Genomic DNA, 15,554 nt, shown 5'->3' on the forward strand with positions numbered 1-15,554 from the left:
AACATCAGCTGATCCGTTCGAGCATACCCCGGTGGCGGATCAGGCGCGCCAGGGTGCGGCCGGTGTGGTACCAGTGCAGCATCCAGCATTCGCGCGCCAGGCGCGCCGCCGATACGGTGGAGCCCGGCTCCGCCGGACAGGGGCAGACGCGCAATCCCATGCCGCGCGCGATGGCAACCGCCCGGGCGAGATGAAAGCGACTGGTCACCAGCACCAGGGGCGCATCACCGGCCTCCGGCGTCGCCGTCAGCAGATCGCGCGCATTGCGCAGATTCTCCAGCGTATGCCGCGAGGCGTCTTCGGTACGGATGCGCGTCGCCGCGATCCCGTGGTGTTGCAGAAAGGCCGCGCCCGCGGCGGCCTCGCTGGGAGCCCCAACGGAGGTCTGCCCGCCCAGCACCAGGATCCGGGCATCGGGATTCCGGCGCGCCAGACGCACGGCGCGCAGCAGGCGCAGGCGATAGCCCGGACCGGGCGCCCCCGACTCCAGCTGCTGCCCCAACACCAGGATGCAGTCCCCGCGCCCGGGGCAGCGCCGCCGCCGCGACCAGTGCACGGTGTAGAGCCACAGCGCCAGCCAGGACAAGCCGCCGGTGGCCAGGATGATCAGATTCGACAGCGCAAAGGTCGCCAGGCCGTCCGGCCCGATGCGACCCAGTCCGACGCGCACCTCGCCCACGGGAGCCTTCTCAGGCCTCGTCTTCGGGCGTGGTGCCGCCGGTGAAGTGCAGCCGCGCGTTGCGCCGGCGCCGCGCCCAGAAGGCCAGGGCCCGCGGCAGGTTCAGCGCCATCTGCACGTAGTACACCGTCTTGAAGGCGCGCAGGGACCACTGCACACGGGTATTGCGGTAGACATCCCCGGCCAGCAGCGAGATCACCGCCTGCTCCATCCCGAAGGTATTGCGCGGACCCATGAACAGCTTGCGCATCACCGGGCTGTTGAAACGATAGATCAACCAGGAGAAACGGCGGACGCCACGGCGCACGTCGCGCTCAAAGGCACGCAGATAGCGTGCGGAGCGCGCCGGATGCTCCAGGCAGCGATCCACCGCATCGGCGGCGCGGAAGCCCCCCGACATCGCGATATAGACCCCGCTGGAGAACACCGGGTCGACAAAGGTGAACGCATCGCCGACCAGCAGATAACCCGGGCCGTGGGCCTGACTGGAGCGGTAGGAGAAATTGCCGGTGGCGTTGACCGGGCCGGCCAGCTCCGCGCCCTGCATGCGTTCGAAGGCCGGCGGGCAGAGCTTCAGCGTGTCCCACAGGAACGTCTCGGGCTTGGTCTTGCGCGTCTTCAGGTATTCGGGAAAACAAACCGCGCCCACGCTCATCGCCCCGTCGCGCAACGGGATCATCCAGATCCAGCCATGCTGGAACCAGTAGATACTGATGTTGCCGGCATCGCGCCCGGCACGCCGCGGCACGTTGTTGAAGTGCCCGAAGATCGCGGCGCTGTTGTGTTCCGGGTTGCGCGCCTTCAGGTCCAGACGGCGCGCCAGGAAGGTATCGCGACCGGAGGCGTCGACCACGAAATCGGCCTCGAACTCCAGCGTGTTGCCGGATGCATCGCGCGCGGTGACCTGCTGGGTCCCGCCCTTGGCGGGATCGGCCAGGGCGACATCGAATACGGTGACCTCTTCCAGCACCCGCACACCCAGGCGGGCGCTGTTTTCCAGCAACAGATGGTCGAACTCCGAACGCCGCACCTCGCATGCCGACGCGGGTGTGTCGTCGTTCAGGGCACGCTCGAAGTAATAGGTTCGCGGCGCGTCGGGCGCCTCGGGGATGGTGAACTCGGCCCCGTGCTTGGGGATGCCGATTGCCGCGATGGCCTCGGCCACGCCCAGTTCCTCGAACAGCGGCATATTCATCGGCAGCAGGGATTCGCCGATGTGGAAGCGTGGATGCCGGGCCTTTTCCAGCAGCACCACGTCGCGCCCCTTCTGCGCCAGTCGGGAGGCCACCGTGGAGCCGGCGGGGCCTCCTCCGATCACCACCACCTGGCAGCGCCCGTCGGTTACGGCTTCCTGTCCCGGTTGTATCAAATCACGTCTCCGCTTGCCCGCCCGCAACCCCAGAAAGGCGACCCGGTCTGGTCGCGAGGGTACCACGGCCCCTCGGGTGTGGGTATCATCGGCGCCCACAGCAGGGTGACCCTCGCGCGAACGGCAAGTTCGGAGGCGATCACAAAATGCGCACATCACTGCACCGGGGGAACACGTGCCATCACAAACAGCGTTCGAACAGGAAGTCGCCCAACTGATCGTGGACAGCCTTAATCTGGAGGAGGTCGCGCCGGAGGACATCGAGCCGGAAGATGCGCTGTTCCGTGAAGGACTGGGGCTGGATTCCATCGATGCCCTGGAGCTGGCCCTGGCCATCTCCCGCGCCTACGGCGTCCAGATCCGGTCGGACGACGAAAACAACCGCGAGATCTTCGCGTCCTTGCGTGCGCTGAGCGCCCATATCGAGGCCAACCGAGCCACGTCGTGAACACCCCACTCGCCGCCTGCGTGGCCCTGAGTTATCCGGTCGCGGTCGTCCTCGGCGTGACCTTCGAGATCCCGCTGGTGCCGCTGGCGGTCCTGGCCAGCCTGATCCTGGTGGCTGCATGGGCCTCGCTGGCCGCCGCCGGACGTGGCGTGCTGGCCGCGAGCCTGGCCGTGGGCATAAGCCTGTTGCTCCTCGGCGGGATGGCCACCTGGCTGTTGTACACATTGCCGGTGCTCATCATGGGGCTCTTGTCGCTTCTGTTCGCGCGTTCGCTACGCAGCGACTCCACCCCGCTGATCACGCGCTATGCCCTGGCCATGGGGGCCTCCGACACCCCCGCGGTGCACCGCTACACGCGCAACCTCACCATTACCTGGGCCCTGCTGTGTGCCGGACTGGCGATCGTGTCCGCCTGGCTGGCGCTGTTCGCCACCGCCACCACCTGGGCCCTGTTTGCCAACGGAATCAACTACCTTTTGCTGGCCGGCCTGTTCCTGCTGGAGTATCCACTGCGCCGCTGGCTCCTGCGCGACGAGCCGCACAACGGCTTCCTGGCCTATCTGATGGAGCTGGCGCGGGTCGATCACCACCGGATGCTGAGGCACCCGTGACAGATACCCCGCAGGTCACTCGACCACTGATCGCCGACACGCCCGCCCCGCTGGCGCGCATCGGCGATCGGGCGATCTCGCGCGCCGCCTTCCTCGCCGACGCGCAGGCGCTGGCCGCACGCCTGCCGCAGGCGCAGGCGGCCTTCAACCTGTGCCAGGACCGCTACCACTTCGCGGTCGCCTTTGCCGCCATTCTGCTGCGCGGCCAGGTCAATCTGCTGCCCCCGAACCGCGGGAGCACTACCCTGGCCGAGATCGCCAGCCAATACCCGGACGCGCCCGCCCTGGTCGACGGCCCGGATGCCGAGATCGCAATCCCGATCCTGCGGGTGTCAGCCCGCGGCGAAGCGGGCGAGGCCACCGGGGCGATCCCCGAGATCCCCGCCGACCAGACCGCCGTTCTGGCCTTCTCCTCCGGCAGCACCGGCACCCCCACGGCCCATGCGCGCAGCTGGGAGGCCCTGCATGCTGTCACCTGCCAGGCGCTGGAATGCTTCGATCTGGTGGATGGCTCCGGACCGACCCTGATCGGCACGGTCCCGCCGCAGCACATGTACGGTCTGGAGTCCACGCTCCTGTACGCCCTGCTGGGGCACGCCACCCTGCTCGCCGGACGCCCGTTCTACCCCGAGGACATCCGTGCCGCACTGGCGGACTGCACCCCGGCCGTTCTGGTCACCACACCTTTTCATCTGAGCGCCTGCCTGCGTGCGGGACTGGAGTGGCCGACCCCGGAACGCATCCTCTGCGCAACCGCACCCCTGGACCCGGAAACGGCCGGCCAGGCCGAACGGGTGTTCGGCTGCCGGCTGGACGAGATCTACGGTTGCACCGAGGCCGGCGCCATTGCGACCCGCCGCACTACCCGCGAATCCGACTGGACCGCCTACCCCGGGGCGCAACTGCACCGCGATGACGACGGCCTCGCGCGCGTCCAGGGACCCCAGCACCCCGAAGAGGTCCCGCTTCCGGACCACATCGAGGTCCGGGACGTCAGCCACTTCCGCATGGAGGGGCGCCTCGCCGATCAACTGAACATCGCCGGCAAACGCGCCTCCCTGGCCGATCTCAACCGCCGGCTCAACGCAATCCCCGGGGTACTCGACGGGGTGTTCATTCCGCCGGGCACCGATCAGGAAGCGCACGGCGTGACCCGGCTGGCCGCCCTGGTGGTGGCACCGGATCGCAGCGCGGCCGAAATCCAGGCCGCACTGGCCGAGTGCATGGACCCGCTGTTCCTGCCGCGCCCGCTGGTCCGCGTCGATCACCTGCCGCGTTCGGCCACCGGCAAGCTACCGCGCCAGGTCCTGCTGGACCTGCTCGCCCATCACGGCCGTTGCGCCTGAGCCGCCCGCCCTGATGCAGACCCTCATCCAGTCCACCATTCGCCACATCGGGGCCGGTCACCCATCCCTGCCCGGACACTTCCCCGGTCACCCGGTGGTGCCCGGCGTGGTCATCCTCGACCAGGTCGCGGCAGTGGCCCACGCCCACGGTCTCGGGCCGGTCGAGGCCCTCCCCCAGGTCAAGTTCCTTGCACCCCTGGGACCCGAGACGGCATTCCGGGTCGAGATCGATCCGCCCGGGCACGGCGGCCGTCAGGCCTTCCGCGTACTCGCGGCGGATGGCGAGGCCCCCGTCACCTTTTGTGCCGGCCAACTGATCACGACTCACGACACCGCGGACGCATGAGCCGCGGCTGGTTTCAGCAGGCGGAGCGGGGCTCGCCCCTGGCCCTGCGCATCATCCTCTGGGTGGCCCTGAATCTCGGGCGCCGCGCCAGCCGCACCCTGCTCTATCCGATCACGGCCTACTTCCTGCTGTTCGCACCAAAGTCTCGCCGCCACAGTCGCAACTACCTGCGCCGGGTCCTGGGGCGCGAACCGCGCCTGGGCGATTTGGCCCGGCACCTGCACTGCTTTGCGGCGGTCATCCTCGACCGCGTCTTCCTGCTCGCCGGCAAGGACGCCTGTCTGGACATCCACGTACACAACCGCGAGACCTTCCTGGAACACGTGGACAGTGGCCGCGGCGCGATCCTGCTGGGCGCGCACCTGGGCAGCTTCGAGGCCTTGCGGGCGCTGGCGGTGGGCAAGTACGACTTTCCGGTCAAGGTCCTGATGTACAACGACCACAACCAGAGCATCACCCAAGTCCTGGAGGCGCTGAATCCCGAGGTCGCCGCGTCGGTGATCCCGCTGGGGCGCACCGAGACCCTGATCCAGGCCCGCGAGTGCCTGGATCGCGGCGAGCTGATCGCAACACTGGGCGACCGCGTCGCCGAGAGTGACAAGATGGTCGCCTGCAACTTCCTCGGCGACACCGCGCTGTTCCCGCAAGGGCCGCTGCTGCTGGCCGCGGTGCTCAAGGTCCCGGTGATCCTGTGCTTCGGGCTCTATCGCGGGGGCAACCGCTACGATATCGTCTTTGAACCCTTCGCCGAGACCATCGAGGCCCCACGCGGGCAGCGCGATGCAGCCCTGGCACACTGGGTACAGCGCTACGCCGATCGCCTCGAGGCGCGGGTGCGCGAGGCCCCTTACAACTGGTTCAATTTCTATGACTTCTGGGACGATGCATCCAAATAGGCGAGGCCACGGCTCTGGCCCGCGTATCCGCCAGTCCGGCATCACGCTGATCCTGGCCTTGGGTCTTCTCGTCCCTGTTTCGGCCCTGGCCAACGACACCCTCGGCGCCTTGCTCGAAGCCCTGACCACCGAGCGCGCGGCGACCCTCGCGTTCGAAGAGCGCCGCGACGACCCGATGCTGGAATTCCCGGAGACCCGCTCGGGCTCCCTGGCCTTCGAGCCCCCCGATACCCTTACCCGCCAGGTCGACGGCCCGCGTGGCGAGACCGTGCACATCGAGGGCGACACCCTCACCCTGGAACGTCGCGGCTCCAGCCGCGAGATCGACCTCAACGAACAGCCCGCCCTGGCCACCCTGGCCGGGTTATTCCGCGCCCTGCTGACCGGCGACCGCGAGACCCTGGAGAGCGACTTCGAGATCGACGTCACGGGGGACATCGACGCCTGGACCCTCGCGCTCGTCCCGCGGGATCGTGCCCTGCGCCGCATGGTCCCCGAACTGACCCTGAAAGGCGCCGACGGTGAACTGCTCGAACTGGTCACCATCGAGGCTGGCGGCCACCACAGCCGCATGCGTTTCGAACCGCCGCAGTACGCGGACTAGTGGTCCTTCAATGGGATCATTACGGGTTCAGTTGGTCTGTCAACGTTCAGGGCAAGGCGCGGCTCGCAGTGAATGGCCGTAGCCCTTTACAAGAGCCGGAACGCGGCCATGGGCGTTGACAGACCAACCCTTCGGGCGTTCCTGTGGTGCTCCGTTGCGGCGCTTGCCAAGGGCTACGGCCATTGCCTGCGCACCGCGCCTTGCAGCGAAACGCCACAGGAGCGCTGAACCCGCAATGATCCCATTGAAGGACCACTAGCCCTTGCTGCGCCGCCACCCCTCCCGCGTTGCCCTGACGCTCTGGCTGGCCGCCCTGCTCCTGGCCACGCTGACGCTGACCCTGCGCGGCGAACTGGTCACCGACCTCCAGGGCTTTGCCCCTGACCCGGTCAGCGCGGACGGGATCGCCCTGGACCCCGGGGCCGGCCCCGCCGGACGCATGCTGCTGCTGGCCATCGCCGGTGGCGAGGCCCGCGAGCGGGCGGCAGCCAGCGATGCACTGGTCGCGGCCCTGGAAGATGCCCCCGATGTTGCCGGCATCCACAACGGCCGCCTCGACCCCGACGACCCGGCGCTGGATTTCCTGATCGAGCATCGCTACCTGCTAAGCCCCCGGGTCGATGCCGAACACTTCAGCCAGGACCGCCTGAGCGAACACCTGGAGGCCCGCCGCGACGACCTCGCCAGCGCCGTCCCGGAACTGCCGCGGGAACTGATCCCGCGTGACCCCACCGCACAGGCCCGGGTCGTCCTGGAGCAGCTCGCCGCCAGCGGTGGCCAGGCGACGACCGGCGCCGAAGGCGTCTGGGTCACCCCCGACCGGGGACGGGCCCTGCTGGTGCTGCGGAGCACGGCCGACGGCATGGACCTGGATGCCCAGGCCGCCCTGATCGAACGCACGCACGCGGCCTTCAGCGCCATCGACGAACCGGATCTGCAGCTGCAGATTGCCGGCCCGGCGGTGATCGCGGTGGACTCCCGCGCCACCATCCGCGGCGAGGTCACCTGGATCACCGCAGGCGCCAGCGTCGCGCTGGCCCTCCTGCTGCTGGCGGTGTTCCGCCATCCGCACCCGGTCTGGTTGGCGGCCGTGCCCCTGGCCAGCGGCATCCTGATCGCCGCGGCCGTGGTTACGCTGGTCTTCGGACATCTGCACGGGATCGCGCTGGCCTTCGGCATCACCGTGCTGGGCATCGCCCTCGACTACCCGCTGCACCTGTTCGCCCATGCGCAACGAGGCGATGGTGAACCGTCCGGCGACGGACGGGCCGACGGCGGGCGCCTCCCGCAGGTCGCGCGCGAGCTGTGGCCCGCCATTGCCCTGGGAGCCGGCAGCACGGTACTGGTGTATGCCCTGATGGCAATGACCGGGTTCTCCGGCATGGCCCAGCTCGGGCTGTTCGTATTGACTGGCGTGGCCGTGGCCGCCGTGGTCACCCGCTGGATCCTGCCCACGCTGGTCCCCACCCGCTTGCAGCGCGAGGGCCTGCCGCCGCTGCGCCTGCCCCTGCCCACGGGTCTCGCCCAGCCCCCCGCCATCGCGCGCTGGGGCCTCGCCCTGCTGGGCCTGGCCGCGATCGCCGTGGTCGCGAGTGCCGACCCCTTCCCGTGGGAGGATCGTCTGTCCGCCCTGCACCCGGTACCGGAGGACCAGATTGCGCTCGACCAGGACCTGCGCAGCGCCCTGGGGCTGCCGGACGTCCGCCATGCCCTGCTGGTCAGCGGCGACACGCCGGAGCAAGCCCTGCGCGCCAGCGAGGCCCTGACGCCGGGCCTGGAGGCGCTGCGCGAGACGGAGGCCCTGGACGGCTTCAGCCATGCCGCGAACGTCCTGCCCAGCCGGGCACTGCAGCGCGAGCGTCAAGCCGCGTTGCCGGAACCCGATACCCTGCGCGAACGCCTGGAGGTGGCGAGCGCAGGGCTGGGGTTTCGCGACGGGGCCTTCGAGCCCTTCGTGAACGACATCCAGACGGCCCGCCAGCAAGACCTGCTGGAACCCGAGGGCCTTCCCGACGGGCCGCTGCGCAATGCCCTGGAACCCCTGCTCCAGCCCCGCGATGACGACACTGGCTGGATCGCCTGGGTGCGCCTGCAGGGCGTCCATGACCCCGATGCCCTGACCCGCTGGGCCGAAGACGCGCCTCTGGCCAGCGTGCCGGAACTGGACGGGGTGGGCATCCGCCACATCGACTTCTTCCGCGCCTCCGAAGAACTGGTGATCGGCTTTCGCGTCGAGGCCCTGCAACGGCTCGCGCTGGGAATGGTCGCGGTGGCCCTCCTGCTGCTGGTCGTCACCCGGGCGCCGGGACGCAGCCTGCGTATCCTGACCGCGGTCGGCACCGGGTTGCTGCTGACCCTGGCCACACTGATCCTGCTGGGCATCCAGCTGTCGCTGTTCCACCTGATCGCGATGCTGCTGATCACCGGGCTGTGCCTGGATTACGCCGTGTTCTTCAGCCGCCCGCTGCGGGATGCCGCAGCGCGCCTGCGCAACCTGCGCTCGGTCAGCGTATGCGCACTGTCCACGCTGGTGGTGTTCGGTCTGTTGGCCCTGTCCAGTCTTCCGGTCTTGCAGGCCATGGGCCTCACGGTGGTGCTGGGCGTGGTATTTTCCTTCCTCGCAGCGGCCCTGCTGGCCCCCGAGGCCAGCCGCCGGCAAACTGCCTGAAGCAACGCCGAACTGGCCCAATCCACCCGGAAACCCCTCCGGCCACAACCCGCAGATACGCCCGTCCATGGACCCCCTGGTCATCACTGCCCACACCCTGACGAGTGCCGCCGGCACCGGGATCGCCGCCAACGCCGAGGCCCTGCGCAGCGGCACCAGCGGACTGCGTGCCTGCGACCTGGAGCGCGTCAACCTGGACACCTACGTCGGCCGCGTGCCGGGTGTGGAAGCCATCGCCCTCGAGGGTGCCCTGGCCCCGTTCCAGTGCCGCAACAACCAGCTGGCCGAACTGGGGCTGCGCCAGGACGGCTTCGTCGCTGCGGTGGCGGCTGCAGTGGAGCGCCACGGGGCCGATCGGGTAGCCGTTTTGCTGGGCACCAGCACCTCCGGGATCGCCGCCACCGAGGCCGCGTACCACCGTCGTGACCCGCAGACCGGGGCCCTGCCACCGGACTACGATTACCAGCACACCCAGAACATGTTCTCGCTAGCCGACTTTGTTGCCACCCGCCTCGGCCTGTCCGGCCCCGCCATGGTGGTCTCCACTGCCTGCTCGTCCAGCGCCAAGGTCTTTGCCGATGCCCGGCGCTACATCGCGGCGGGACTGTGCGACGCCGCCGTGGTCGGCGGCGTCGACAGCCTGTGCGGCATGACGCTGTACGGCTTCAACGCCCTGCAGCTGGTCGCCGCACAGCCCTGCACCCCACTGGATCGCGACCGGACCGGGATCTCCATCGGCGAGGCCGCCGGCTTCTTCCTGCTGGAGCGCCCCTCCGCGAATGCCCAAGGCGCACGGCTGACCGGTTACGGCGAATCCAGCGATGCCCACCACATGTCCGCCCCGCACCCGGAAGGCCTGGGGGCCGCGACGGCACTACAGCAAGCCCTGGACCGTGCAGGGCGGCAAAGCGACGAGATCGACTATGTGCTGATGCATGCCACCGCGACCCCGGCCAACGACCGTTCCGAGGCCCGCGCCCTGATCCACCGCCTAGGCCCGACCCCGCGCGCGGTGGGCAGCAAGGGCCTGACCGGACACACCCTCGGGGCCGCCGGCGCGGTGGGGGTCGCGCAGGCGCTGGCCAGCCTGGCCGGCGGCTTCGTACCGGCCACCGCCGGGCTGCGGCACCCGGACCCGGAACTGGGCCTGGATGCACGGGCAGAGACCGAGGACCGCCCGGTTCGGCGGGTCCTGATCAACGCCTTCGGGTTCGGCGGAAACAACTGCAGCCTGCTGCTGGAGGCACCGCAATGAACACCATCGGTCTGCATGCGGTCGGACTGCTAGGCCCGGGACTGGACGACTTCGAGACCGCCCGCGCCATCCTCGCCGGCACGGCGCCTCTGGCGGGCGACGCGATCAATATCCCACCCGTGCGGCTGCTCCCCGCCAACGAGCGTCGACGCACCACGACCACGATTCGCCTGGCCCTGAAGGTGGCGGAAGAGGCCACAACCGACAGCGATCGCAGCCAACTGCGCAGCGTGTTCGCCTCGTCCTCCGGCGACATGGACATCATCGATCGCATCTGCGACGCGCTCACCCAGCCGGAGCCGGTGGTTTCGCCGGTCCAGTTCCACAATTCGGTGCACAACGCCCCGGCCGGTAACTGGTCGATCGCCACCCGCAACCCCGCCCCGGCGACCGCCGTATCCGGCTACAACGCCACGGTGGCCGCCGGTTTGCTGGAGGCCGCGACGCTGCAACAGTGCGAGGGTGGCGAGGTGCTGCTCACCTGCTACGACGTACCGTCGATGGAGACATTCATCCGCGTGCGCCCGATCCACCATGCGTTCGCGGTCGCCCTGCGCCTGGGGCCGGTGGAGGGCGCCACCTGGCGGCTGCAGATGGACCTCAAGGGACCCGCCACCGCCGATCGCTGCGTGGCAGACGAACTGGAGGCCCTGCGCGAGAGCAACCCGGCGGCACGCGCCCTGCCGCTGCTGGAGCAACTGGCCCGGGGCACGGCCGGCCATGTTACGCTTGACGCCCCGTTGGGCCGGTCGCTGAGCATCCGCATCGAGCCCTGAACAATCGCCCGGATCAGGAAGATCCCGCGCATGCCATCGCGACCCGAAACCCTGGATCACGACGCTATCTGCCGGCTGCTGCCGCACGCCGGGGCGATGTGTCTGCTGGATTCGGTAGAGGCCTGGTCCGACGACGCCATCCACTGTCGTGCCGACAGCCACCGGGATCCGGCCAACCCGCTGCGCGGGGAAGGCGGCCTGCATGCCCTGGGGGCACTGGAATACGGCGCCCAGGGCATGGCCGTGCACGGGGCACTGCTGGCGGATGGCGGCCCGCCCCGGGCCGGCTACCTGGCGGCCGTGCGCAACCTGCAACTGCAGGTCCAACGTCTCGACGGCCTCGACGACCCGCTGGAGATCCACGCCGAACGCATCCTGTCGGATACCCACAGCTCGATCTACGACCTGCGGGTCACCGCCGGTGACCGGCCGGTGCTGAGCGCCCGCGCGACGGTGATCCTGCAACCCGCCGACGAGGAAAAGACCCCGTGACTGCACGCGCCCTGATTACCGGAGCCAGCGGCGCCATCGGCGCCGCCATTGCCCAAGCCCTGGCCGCGGCTGGCCATGAGGTGGTCCTGCACGCCCATCGCAATGCCGACGCGGCCGAAGCAACAGCCGCGGCCATCCGCGCCGACGGCGGCCAGGCCCGCGTGCTGGTGTTCGACATCACCGACGAGGGGGCCTGCCGCGAGGCCCTGGAGCCCCTGGCGGCCGAGCAACCGGTGCAGATCCTGGTGCATAACGCGGGCATCCACGACGATGCGCCGCTGGCCGGAATGCGCCGCGAGCAGTGGGACCGACCGATCGACGTCGGACTGAACGGGTTCTACAACGTCACCCAGCCACTACTGCTGCCGATGATCACCACCCGCTGGGGCCGGGTCGTGGCGATCTCCTCCGTCGCCGGGCAGATCGGCAATCGCGGCCAGGCCAACTACGCAGCGGCCAAGGCCGGGCTCCATGGTGCCATTCGCTCGCTGGCCCAGGAGGTCGCCTCGCGCGGGATTACCGCCAACGCGGTCGCCCCCGGGATCATCGAAAGCCCGATGAGCGATTCGAGCTTCGATGCCGACCGCATCCGCAGCGTCGTACCCATGCGCCGCGCCGGCCAGCCCGCGGAGGTCGCGAGTGTGGTCGGCTTCCTCGCCAGCGAGGGCGCCAGCTACGTGTCCGGTCAGGTGATCGGCGTCAACGGCGCCCTCGCCTGACCCCGCCATGAGCCACGTCGTTGCCCTGATCCCGGCCCACAACGAGGCCGCCACCATCGAAGACGTCGTCGCCGGCGCCCGCGCCCACGTGGACCGGGTGATCGTGGTGGACGACGGCTCCAAGGATGCGACCGCAAGCCTGATCGAGGGCCAGGCGGAGGTCCTGCGCCTGCCCGAGAATGGCGGCAAGGCGGCCGCGTTGTGGGCCGGGATGCAGCATGCCCTGGCCACCGGAGCCGATGCCGTGGTGACCCTGGACGCCGACGGCCAGCACGACACCACGGAGATCCCGGCCCTCATCGCCGCCTGGCGCGAGACCCCCGAGCGGCTGATCCTGGGGGCCCGACTCAAGGGCCGCGAACATACCCCGCCGCTGCGCCTGTTCGGCAACCGCATGGCGGACTTCTGGATTGCCTGGGCCTCGGGGCAACCGCTGCAGGATTCGCAGTCGGGGTTCCGCCTGTATCCCGCGGCGCTGTTGCGACGCCTCGAGCTGCGTCATCACCGGGCGCGCGGCTTCGTGTTCGAAAGCGAGGCCCTGATCGTCGCCGAGCGGCTGGGATTCCCGGTGCGGGTGGTCCCGGTACGCTGTATCTACCCGGAGAACCACCGCCCCAGCCATTACCGCGCGACCGCGGACACCCTGCGCATCATCGCCATGGTCGCCGGCCACCTGCTGCGCCGCGGGATGCGCCCGCTGGGGCTGTTGCGCTCGCGGGGCCTGGTGCGCTGAAGGCCCCGGCGTGCCGCTCCGGGCCGCGCCCTTGGAAACCAACGGCACGCGTGTCTACACTCTCGACGCACCCATCCCAGAAGGAAAACGCCATGAATACCAGGACGTTGCTGGTCATCCTGTTTGCCAGCCTGATCGCGCTGGCCGGCTGCCGCGGCACGGTCCCCGTGCACAACGTCAGCGATACCACGGTCACCGATGTTGCGGGTGAACGCCCCAGCGCCGAACAGATGGAACGCGCCATCCGCACCGCCGGAACGGCGCTGGGCTGGCGCATGGAAGAAGTGGAACCGGGGCTGCTCGAAGGGCGACTTGCGCTGCGCGACCACGTCGCCGAAGTGGAGATCCCCTATGCGGCGGGTGAATACAGCATTCGCTACAAGGACAGCACCAACCTGAACTACGCGGACGGCAATATCCACCCGAACTACAACAACTGGATCCAGAATCTGGACAACCAGATCCGGGCGCAGATCTCCGCCCTCTGATCCCACCCCGCACCGCGTCGGGCACACCCCGGCGCGGTGCGCACGCTCCAGGGCAAAGGGCCTTTCATCACGAAGCGCACGCGGGCGGGGAGATCGGAAGGAATCCGGTGACGAAAGCGTCTTGCGCCTCCGTTGCGGTCTTGCCCACCATCCAGTCTTTACACCGACCGGGTGATGCTTTTCAGGTTTTCTTCGTCCCTTCCTGTGCGTCGCGGTGATCCCAAACCGACTCCTCGGTCACGGGTCAGTCGGGGCGCGGGCGTTCGTCCGGCTTGCGTGCCTCGCCCTCGGAACTCTTGGGGGTCGGCTCGTCGTCCTGGGCGTCCGATTCGTTGGCGCCGCCGGCCGCCTCGCCGGGACCGGCGCCGTAGTCACGGCGCGTCATGTGCGACAGCAACTGCCCGGCCCGGTCCTCGAGGCGATCACGGGTCGGCTTGTCCGCCAGTTCCTCCGCGCTCTGCGCCAGGTGGTGGTAGAGGTCGCGGTAGGAACCCGCCATGGTCGCGAACAGCGTGGCCGTGCGATCGAAATGGTCGTTGACCTGGCTGCGGTAGCGGGTCAGTTCCTGCATGCGCCGGTCGAGTTCCTCTTCCAGCTCGCGGATCAGCTTGCGCTCGTCACTGGTGACGCGGCCCACCCAGAAACCCACGAGGGCGGCAACCACGATGGCCAGGATCCCGAGGGCCACCCACAGCCCCACTGCTGTCTGTTCTTCCACCACGACATCCTCTGCAAATGGAGCCGCCATTGTGCCGCAGGCCCTCGCCGAACGCACTGCCGGGCATGCTAACCTCGCCACAACAGGGACACCGGAACCACGCAGGAAGGCCCCCGGAAGCCGTTTCAATCCGCCGTACAACCAAGAGCCAGACCCGCCATGATCGAACCGCAACATGCCCAGCAGATCCGCCAGGCCCAGGCCGGCCTGATCAACCTGGTGGTGCAGGCCACCCAGAACCCGGAGACCCGCCGCGAACTGGAGCCAGTGCTGAACCAGGCCCACGAGGCCGGCTGGGGCGAGCTGATCCTGCGCATCCGCCGCGTGCTCGAAGGCGAACGCGACACGTCCCTGCTGCAGGGGCTGGACGACGAGGACACGGTGATCCTGACGGCGATCCTGGCCGGCCTGCAGGACCCCTCCACCCTGCCGAACCCCGAGCAAAGCGGCGATCCGGCGCAGGCCGCACCGGGGCTGGCCCAGATGATCCACGGCGCGGCCCACGGAGACGCCCAGTCGCTGCACTGGCTGTCGCAGATGGCCGAACAGATGAGCCGGGCCGGGGGCGACATGGCGCGCCTCGGTGGCATCACCAAGCGCCTGGTGGACGGCGAGCGTGACCCGGATGTGCTGTGCCGCGGCATGGACGCCCAGGGCGAGTCGCTGGTGCTCTCGATCCTCTCGGAGCTGGGCAAGCTCGAGCACCACTGACCAACCCGTGCGCCATTCCAGCATTTGCAGGCCGCGCGGCCGAGGCACGTTCCGCCTCGAGCATCTGATGCTGGCCGTAATTGCCCTGTGGCTCCTGCAAGGCTGCGCCGCAGTCACCCTGCAGCCGCCGGCCGAACCGGAAGACCCGGTCACCGTGGCACTCCTGGACCACGGCCATCACTCCAGTCTGGTCCTGCCGACCGCGACCCCGGACGCCTGGCTGCGCTATTCCTACGGCGACTGGTCGTTTTACGTCGAGCGGCGAATCAACCCCCTGCAGGGGCTGGCCGGGCTGTTCCTGCCCACACGGGCGGGCCTCGGCCGGCAATCCCTGACCGGCTCCAACCTGGAGGACGCGACGGCAACCCAGTTGCGCGTGCCGCTGGAGGAACTGCATCTGCTGACGGTCCCCGGGGCCAGGGTTACGGCACTGCGCGAGGCGCTGGAGGAAATCTGGCAGGCGGGCCACGATGATCGCGAGGTATCGACAGAATGGGACATGGCCTTTGTCGAACACCCCGAGGCCTACACCCTGCGCAACAACTCCAACCGCATGGTCGCGCACTGGCTGACGGCCCTGGAGGTCGATGTCTCGCGCCTCCCGATCATGTCCAACTGGAAGCTCGACTCACCCTGAGGTCAATCAGGGCCCCCTCACCACGAAGCGTGCGAACCTAACCCTTCGTGCGCGCTTC

Annotated in this window: 18 protein-coding genes; 15 read left to right on the forward strand and 3 right to left on the reverse strand. The window is 69.2% G+C overall.

Features of this window, described 5'->3' with window-relative positions; all coding sequences use genetic code 11:
* Positions 1-4 precede the first annotated feature (4 nt).
* On the reverse strand, positions 5-679 hold the full coding sequence (locus TVD_RS11510) for a YdcF family protein (protein ID WP_047251646.1): 675 nt from the start codon (positions 677-679) through the stop codon (positions 5-7).
* A 10-nt stretch (positions 680-689) separates the two neighbouring features.
* Entirely contained in the window at positions 690-2,003 is a 1,314-nt protein-coding gene (locus tag TVD_RS11515) for an NAD(P)/FAD-dependent oxidoreductase (protein ID WP_018145368.1), read from the reverse strand.
* Between the two features lie 220 nt (positions 2,004-2,223).
* Here TVD_RS11515 and TVD_RS11520 point away from each other — a divergent pair, with 220 nt between their 5' ends.
* The 13 genes from TVD_RS11520 to TVD_RS11580 all read left to right on the forward strand — a co-directional run bounded on the left by TVD_RS11520 (position 2,224) and on the right by TVD_RS11580 (position 13,430).
* Positions 2,224-2,496, forward strand: a complete 273-nt coding sequence (locus TVD_RS11520) for a phosphopantetheine-binding protein (RefSeq protein WP_047251647.1) — start codon at positions 2,224-2,226, stop codon at positions 2,494-2,496.
* Positions 2,493-3,107 carry a COG4648 family protein gene (locus TVD_RS11525; RefSeq protein WP_047251648.1) on the forward strand — a complete coding sequence of 205 codons (615 nt, stop codon included), beginning with the start codon at positions 2,493-2,495 and terminating at the stop codon, positions 3,105-3,107. Before TVD_RS11520 ends, TVD_RS11525 begins: the two co-directional genes overlap by 4 nt.
* Complete coding sequence (locus TVD_RS11530) at positions 3,104-4,453, forward strand: AMP-binding protein (protein WP_047251649.1); 1,350 nt, start codon at positions 3,104-3,106, stop codon at positions 4,451-4,453. Before TVD_RS11525 ends, TVD_RS11530 begins: the two co-directional genes overlap by 4 nt.
* Positions 4,454-4,466: 13 nt before the next feature.
* Positions 4,467-4,799 carry an ApeI family dehydratase gene (locus tag TVD_RS11535; protein ID WP_047251650.1) on the forward strand — a complete coding sequence of 111 codons (333 nt, stop codon included), beginning with the start codon at positions 4,467-4,469 and terminating at the stop codon, positions 4,797-4,799.
* Entirely contained in the window at positions 4,796-5,695 is a 900-nt protein-coding gene (locus TVD_RS11540) for an LpxL/LpxP family acyltransferase (RefSeq protein WP_047251651.1), read from the forward strand. The genes TVD_RS11535 and TVD_RS11540 overlap by 4 nt, the downstream gene beginning before the upstream one ends.
* 58 nt (positions 5,696-5,753) lie before the next feature.
* Positions 5,754-6,299, forward strand: coding sequence for a LolA-related protein (locus TVD_RS11545; RefSeq protein ID WP_047251652.1), 546 nt, complete (start codon positions 5,754-5,756; stop codon positions 6,297-6,299).
* Between the two features lie 262 nt (positions 6,300-6,561).
* Positions 6,562-8,967 (forward strand): MMPL family transporter, encoded by a 2,406-nt coding sequence (locus TVD_RS11550; protein ID WP_047251653.1) that lies wholly within the window; start codon positions 6,562-6,564, stop codon positions 8,965-8,967.
* 67 nt (positions 8,968-9,034) lie between these two features.
* Complete coding sequence (locus TVD_RS11555) at positions 9,035-10,222, forward strand: beta-ketoacyl-ACP synthase (protein WP_047251654.1); 1,188 nt, start codon at positions 9,035-9,037, stop codon at positions 10,220-10,222.
* The gene (locus TVD_RS11560; RefSeq protein WP_018169141.1) at positions 10,219-10,998 is read left to right on the forward strand and encodes a beta-ketoacyl synthase chain length factor; all 780 of its coding nucleotides are present in this window, start codon (positions 10,219-10,221) and stop codon (positions 10,996-10,998) included. Before TVD_RS11555 ends, TVD_RS11560 begins: the two co-directional genes overlap by 4 nt.
* A gap of 30 nt (positions 10,999-11,028) precedes the next feature.
* Positions 11,029-11,490: a hotdog family protein gene (locus TVD_RS11565; RefSeq protein WP_047251655.1), complete on the forward strand. Its 462-nt coding sequence runs from the start codon at positions 11,029-11,031 to the stop codon at positions 11,488-11,490.
* Positions 11,487-12,209 carry a 3-oxoacyl-ACP reductase FabG gene (gene fabG / locus TVD_RS11570; protein WP_018649688.1) on the forward strand — a complete coding sequence of 241 codons (723 nt, stop codon included), beginning with the start codon at positions 11,487-11,489 and terminating at the stop codon, positions 12,207-12,209. The genes TVD_RS11565 and fabG overlap by 4 nt, the downstream gene beginning before the upstream one ends.
* 7 nt (positions 12,210-12,216) lie before the next feature.
* Entirely contained in the window at positions 12,217-12,942 is a 726-nt protein-coding gene (locus tag TVD_RS11575; RefSeq protein WP_047251656.1) for a glycosyltransferase family 2 protein, read from the forward strand.
* A gap of 92 nt (positions 12,943-13,034) precedes the next feature.
* Entirely contained in the window at positions 13,035-13,430 is a 396-nt protein-coding gene (locus TVD_RS11580; protein WP_018145355.1) for a hypothetical protein, read from the forward strand.
* Positions 13,431-13,674: 244 nt separating this feature from the next.
* On the opposite strand, the gene TVD_RS11585 is transcribed toward TVD_RS11580, so the two are convergent.
* On the reverse strand, positions 13,675-14,148 hold the full coding sequence (locus TVD_RS11585) for a Z-ring associated ZapG family protein (protein ID WP_018145354.1): 474 nt from the start codon (positions 14,146-14,148) through the stop codon (positions 13,675-13,677).
* 159 nt (positions 14,149-14,307) lie between these two features.
* Here TVD_RS11585 and TVD_RS11590 point away from each other — a divergent pair, with 159 nt between their 5' ends.
* A complete protein-coding gene (locus TVD_RS11590; RefSeq protein ID WP_047251657.1) occupies positions 14,308-14,859 on the forward strand; it encodes a hypothetical protein in 552 nt (183 codons plus the stop codon).
* A gap of 67 nt (positions 14,860-14,926) precedes the next feature.
* Positions 14,927-15,496: a hypothetical protein gene (locus TVD_RS11595; RefSeq protein ID WP_047251658.1), complete on the forward strand. Its 570-nt coding sequence runs from the start codon at positions 14,927-14,929 to the stop codon at positions 15,494-15,496.
* Positions 15,497-15,554: the final 58 nt, after the last annotated feature.

This window comes from Thioalkalivibrio versutus, from assembly GCF_001020955.1.
Lineage (GTDB): Bacteria > Pseudomonadota > Gammaproteobacteria > Ectothiorhodospirales > Ectothiorhodospiraceae > Thioalkalivibrio > Thioalkalivibrio versutus.

Bases quoted from the DNA above. Each gene is read 5' to 3' on its own strand.
- TVD_RS11535 (WP_047251650.1), top strand. From the start codon at position 4,467: ATGCAGACCCTCATCCAGTCCACCATTCGCCACATCGGGGCCGGTCAC.
- TVD_RS11540 (WP_047251651.1), top strand. From the start codon at position 4,796: ATGAGCCGCGGCTGGTTTCAGCAGGCGGAGCGGGGCTCGCCCCTGGCC.
- TVD_RS11555 (WP_047251654.1), top strand. From the start codon at position 9,035: ATGGACCCCCTGGTCATCACTGCCCACACCCTGACGAGTGCCGCCGGC.
- TVD_RS11560 (WP_018169141.1), top strand. From the start codon at position 10,219: ATGAACACCATCGGTCTGCATGCGGTCGGACTGCTAGGCCCGGGACTG.
- TVD_RS11565 (WP_047251655.1), top strand. From the start codon at position 11,029: ATGCCATCGCGACCCGAAACCCTGGATCACGACGCTATCTGCCGGCTG.
- TVD_RS11575 (WP_047251656.1), top strand. From the start codon at position 12,217: ATGAGCCACGTCGTTGCCCTGATCCCGGCCCACAACGAGGCCGCCACC.
- TVD_RS11580 (WP_018145355.1), top strand. From the start codon at position 13,035: ATGAATACCAGGACGTTGCTGGTCATCCTGTTTGCCAGCCTGATCGCG.
- TVD_RS11590 (WP_047251657.1), top strand. From the start codon at position 14,308: ATGATCGAACCGCAACATGCCCAGCAGATCCGCCAGGCCCAGGCCGGC.
- TVD_RS11595 (WP_047251658.1), top strand. From the start codon at position 14,927: ATGCTGGCCGTAATTGCCCTGTGGCTCCTGCAAGGCTGCGCCGCAGTC.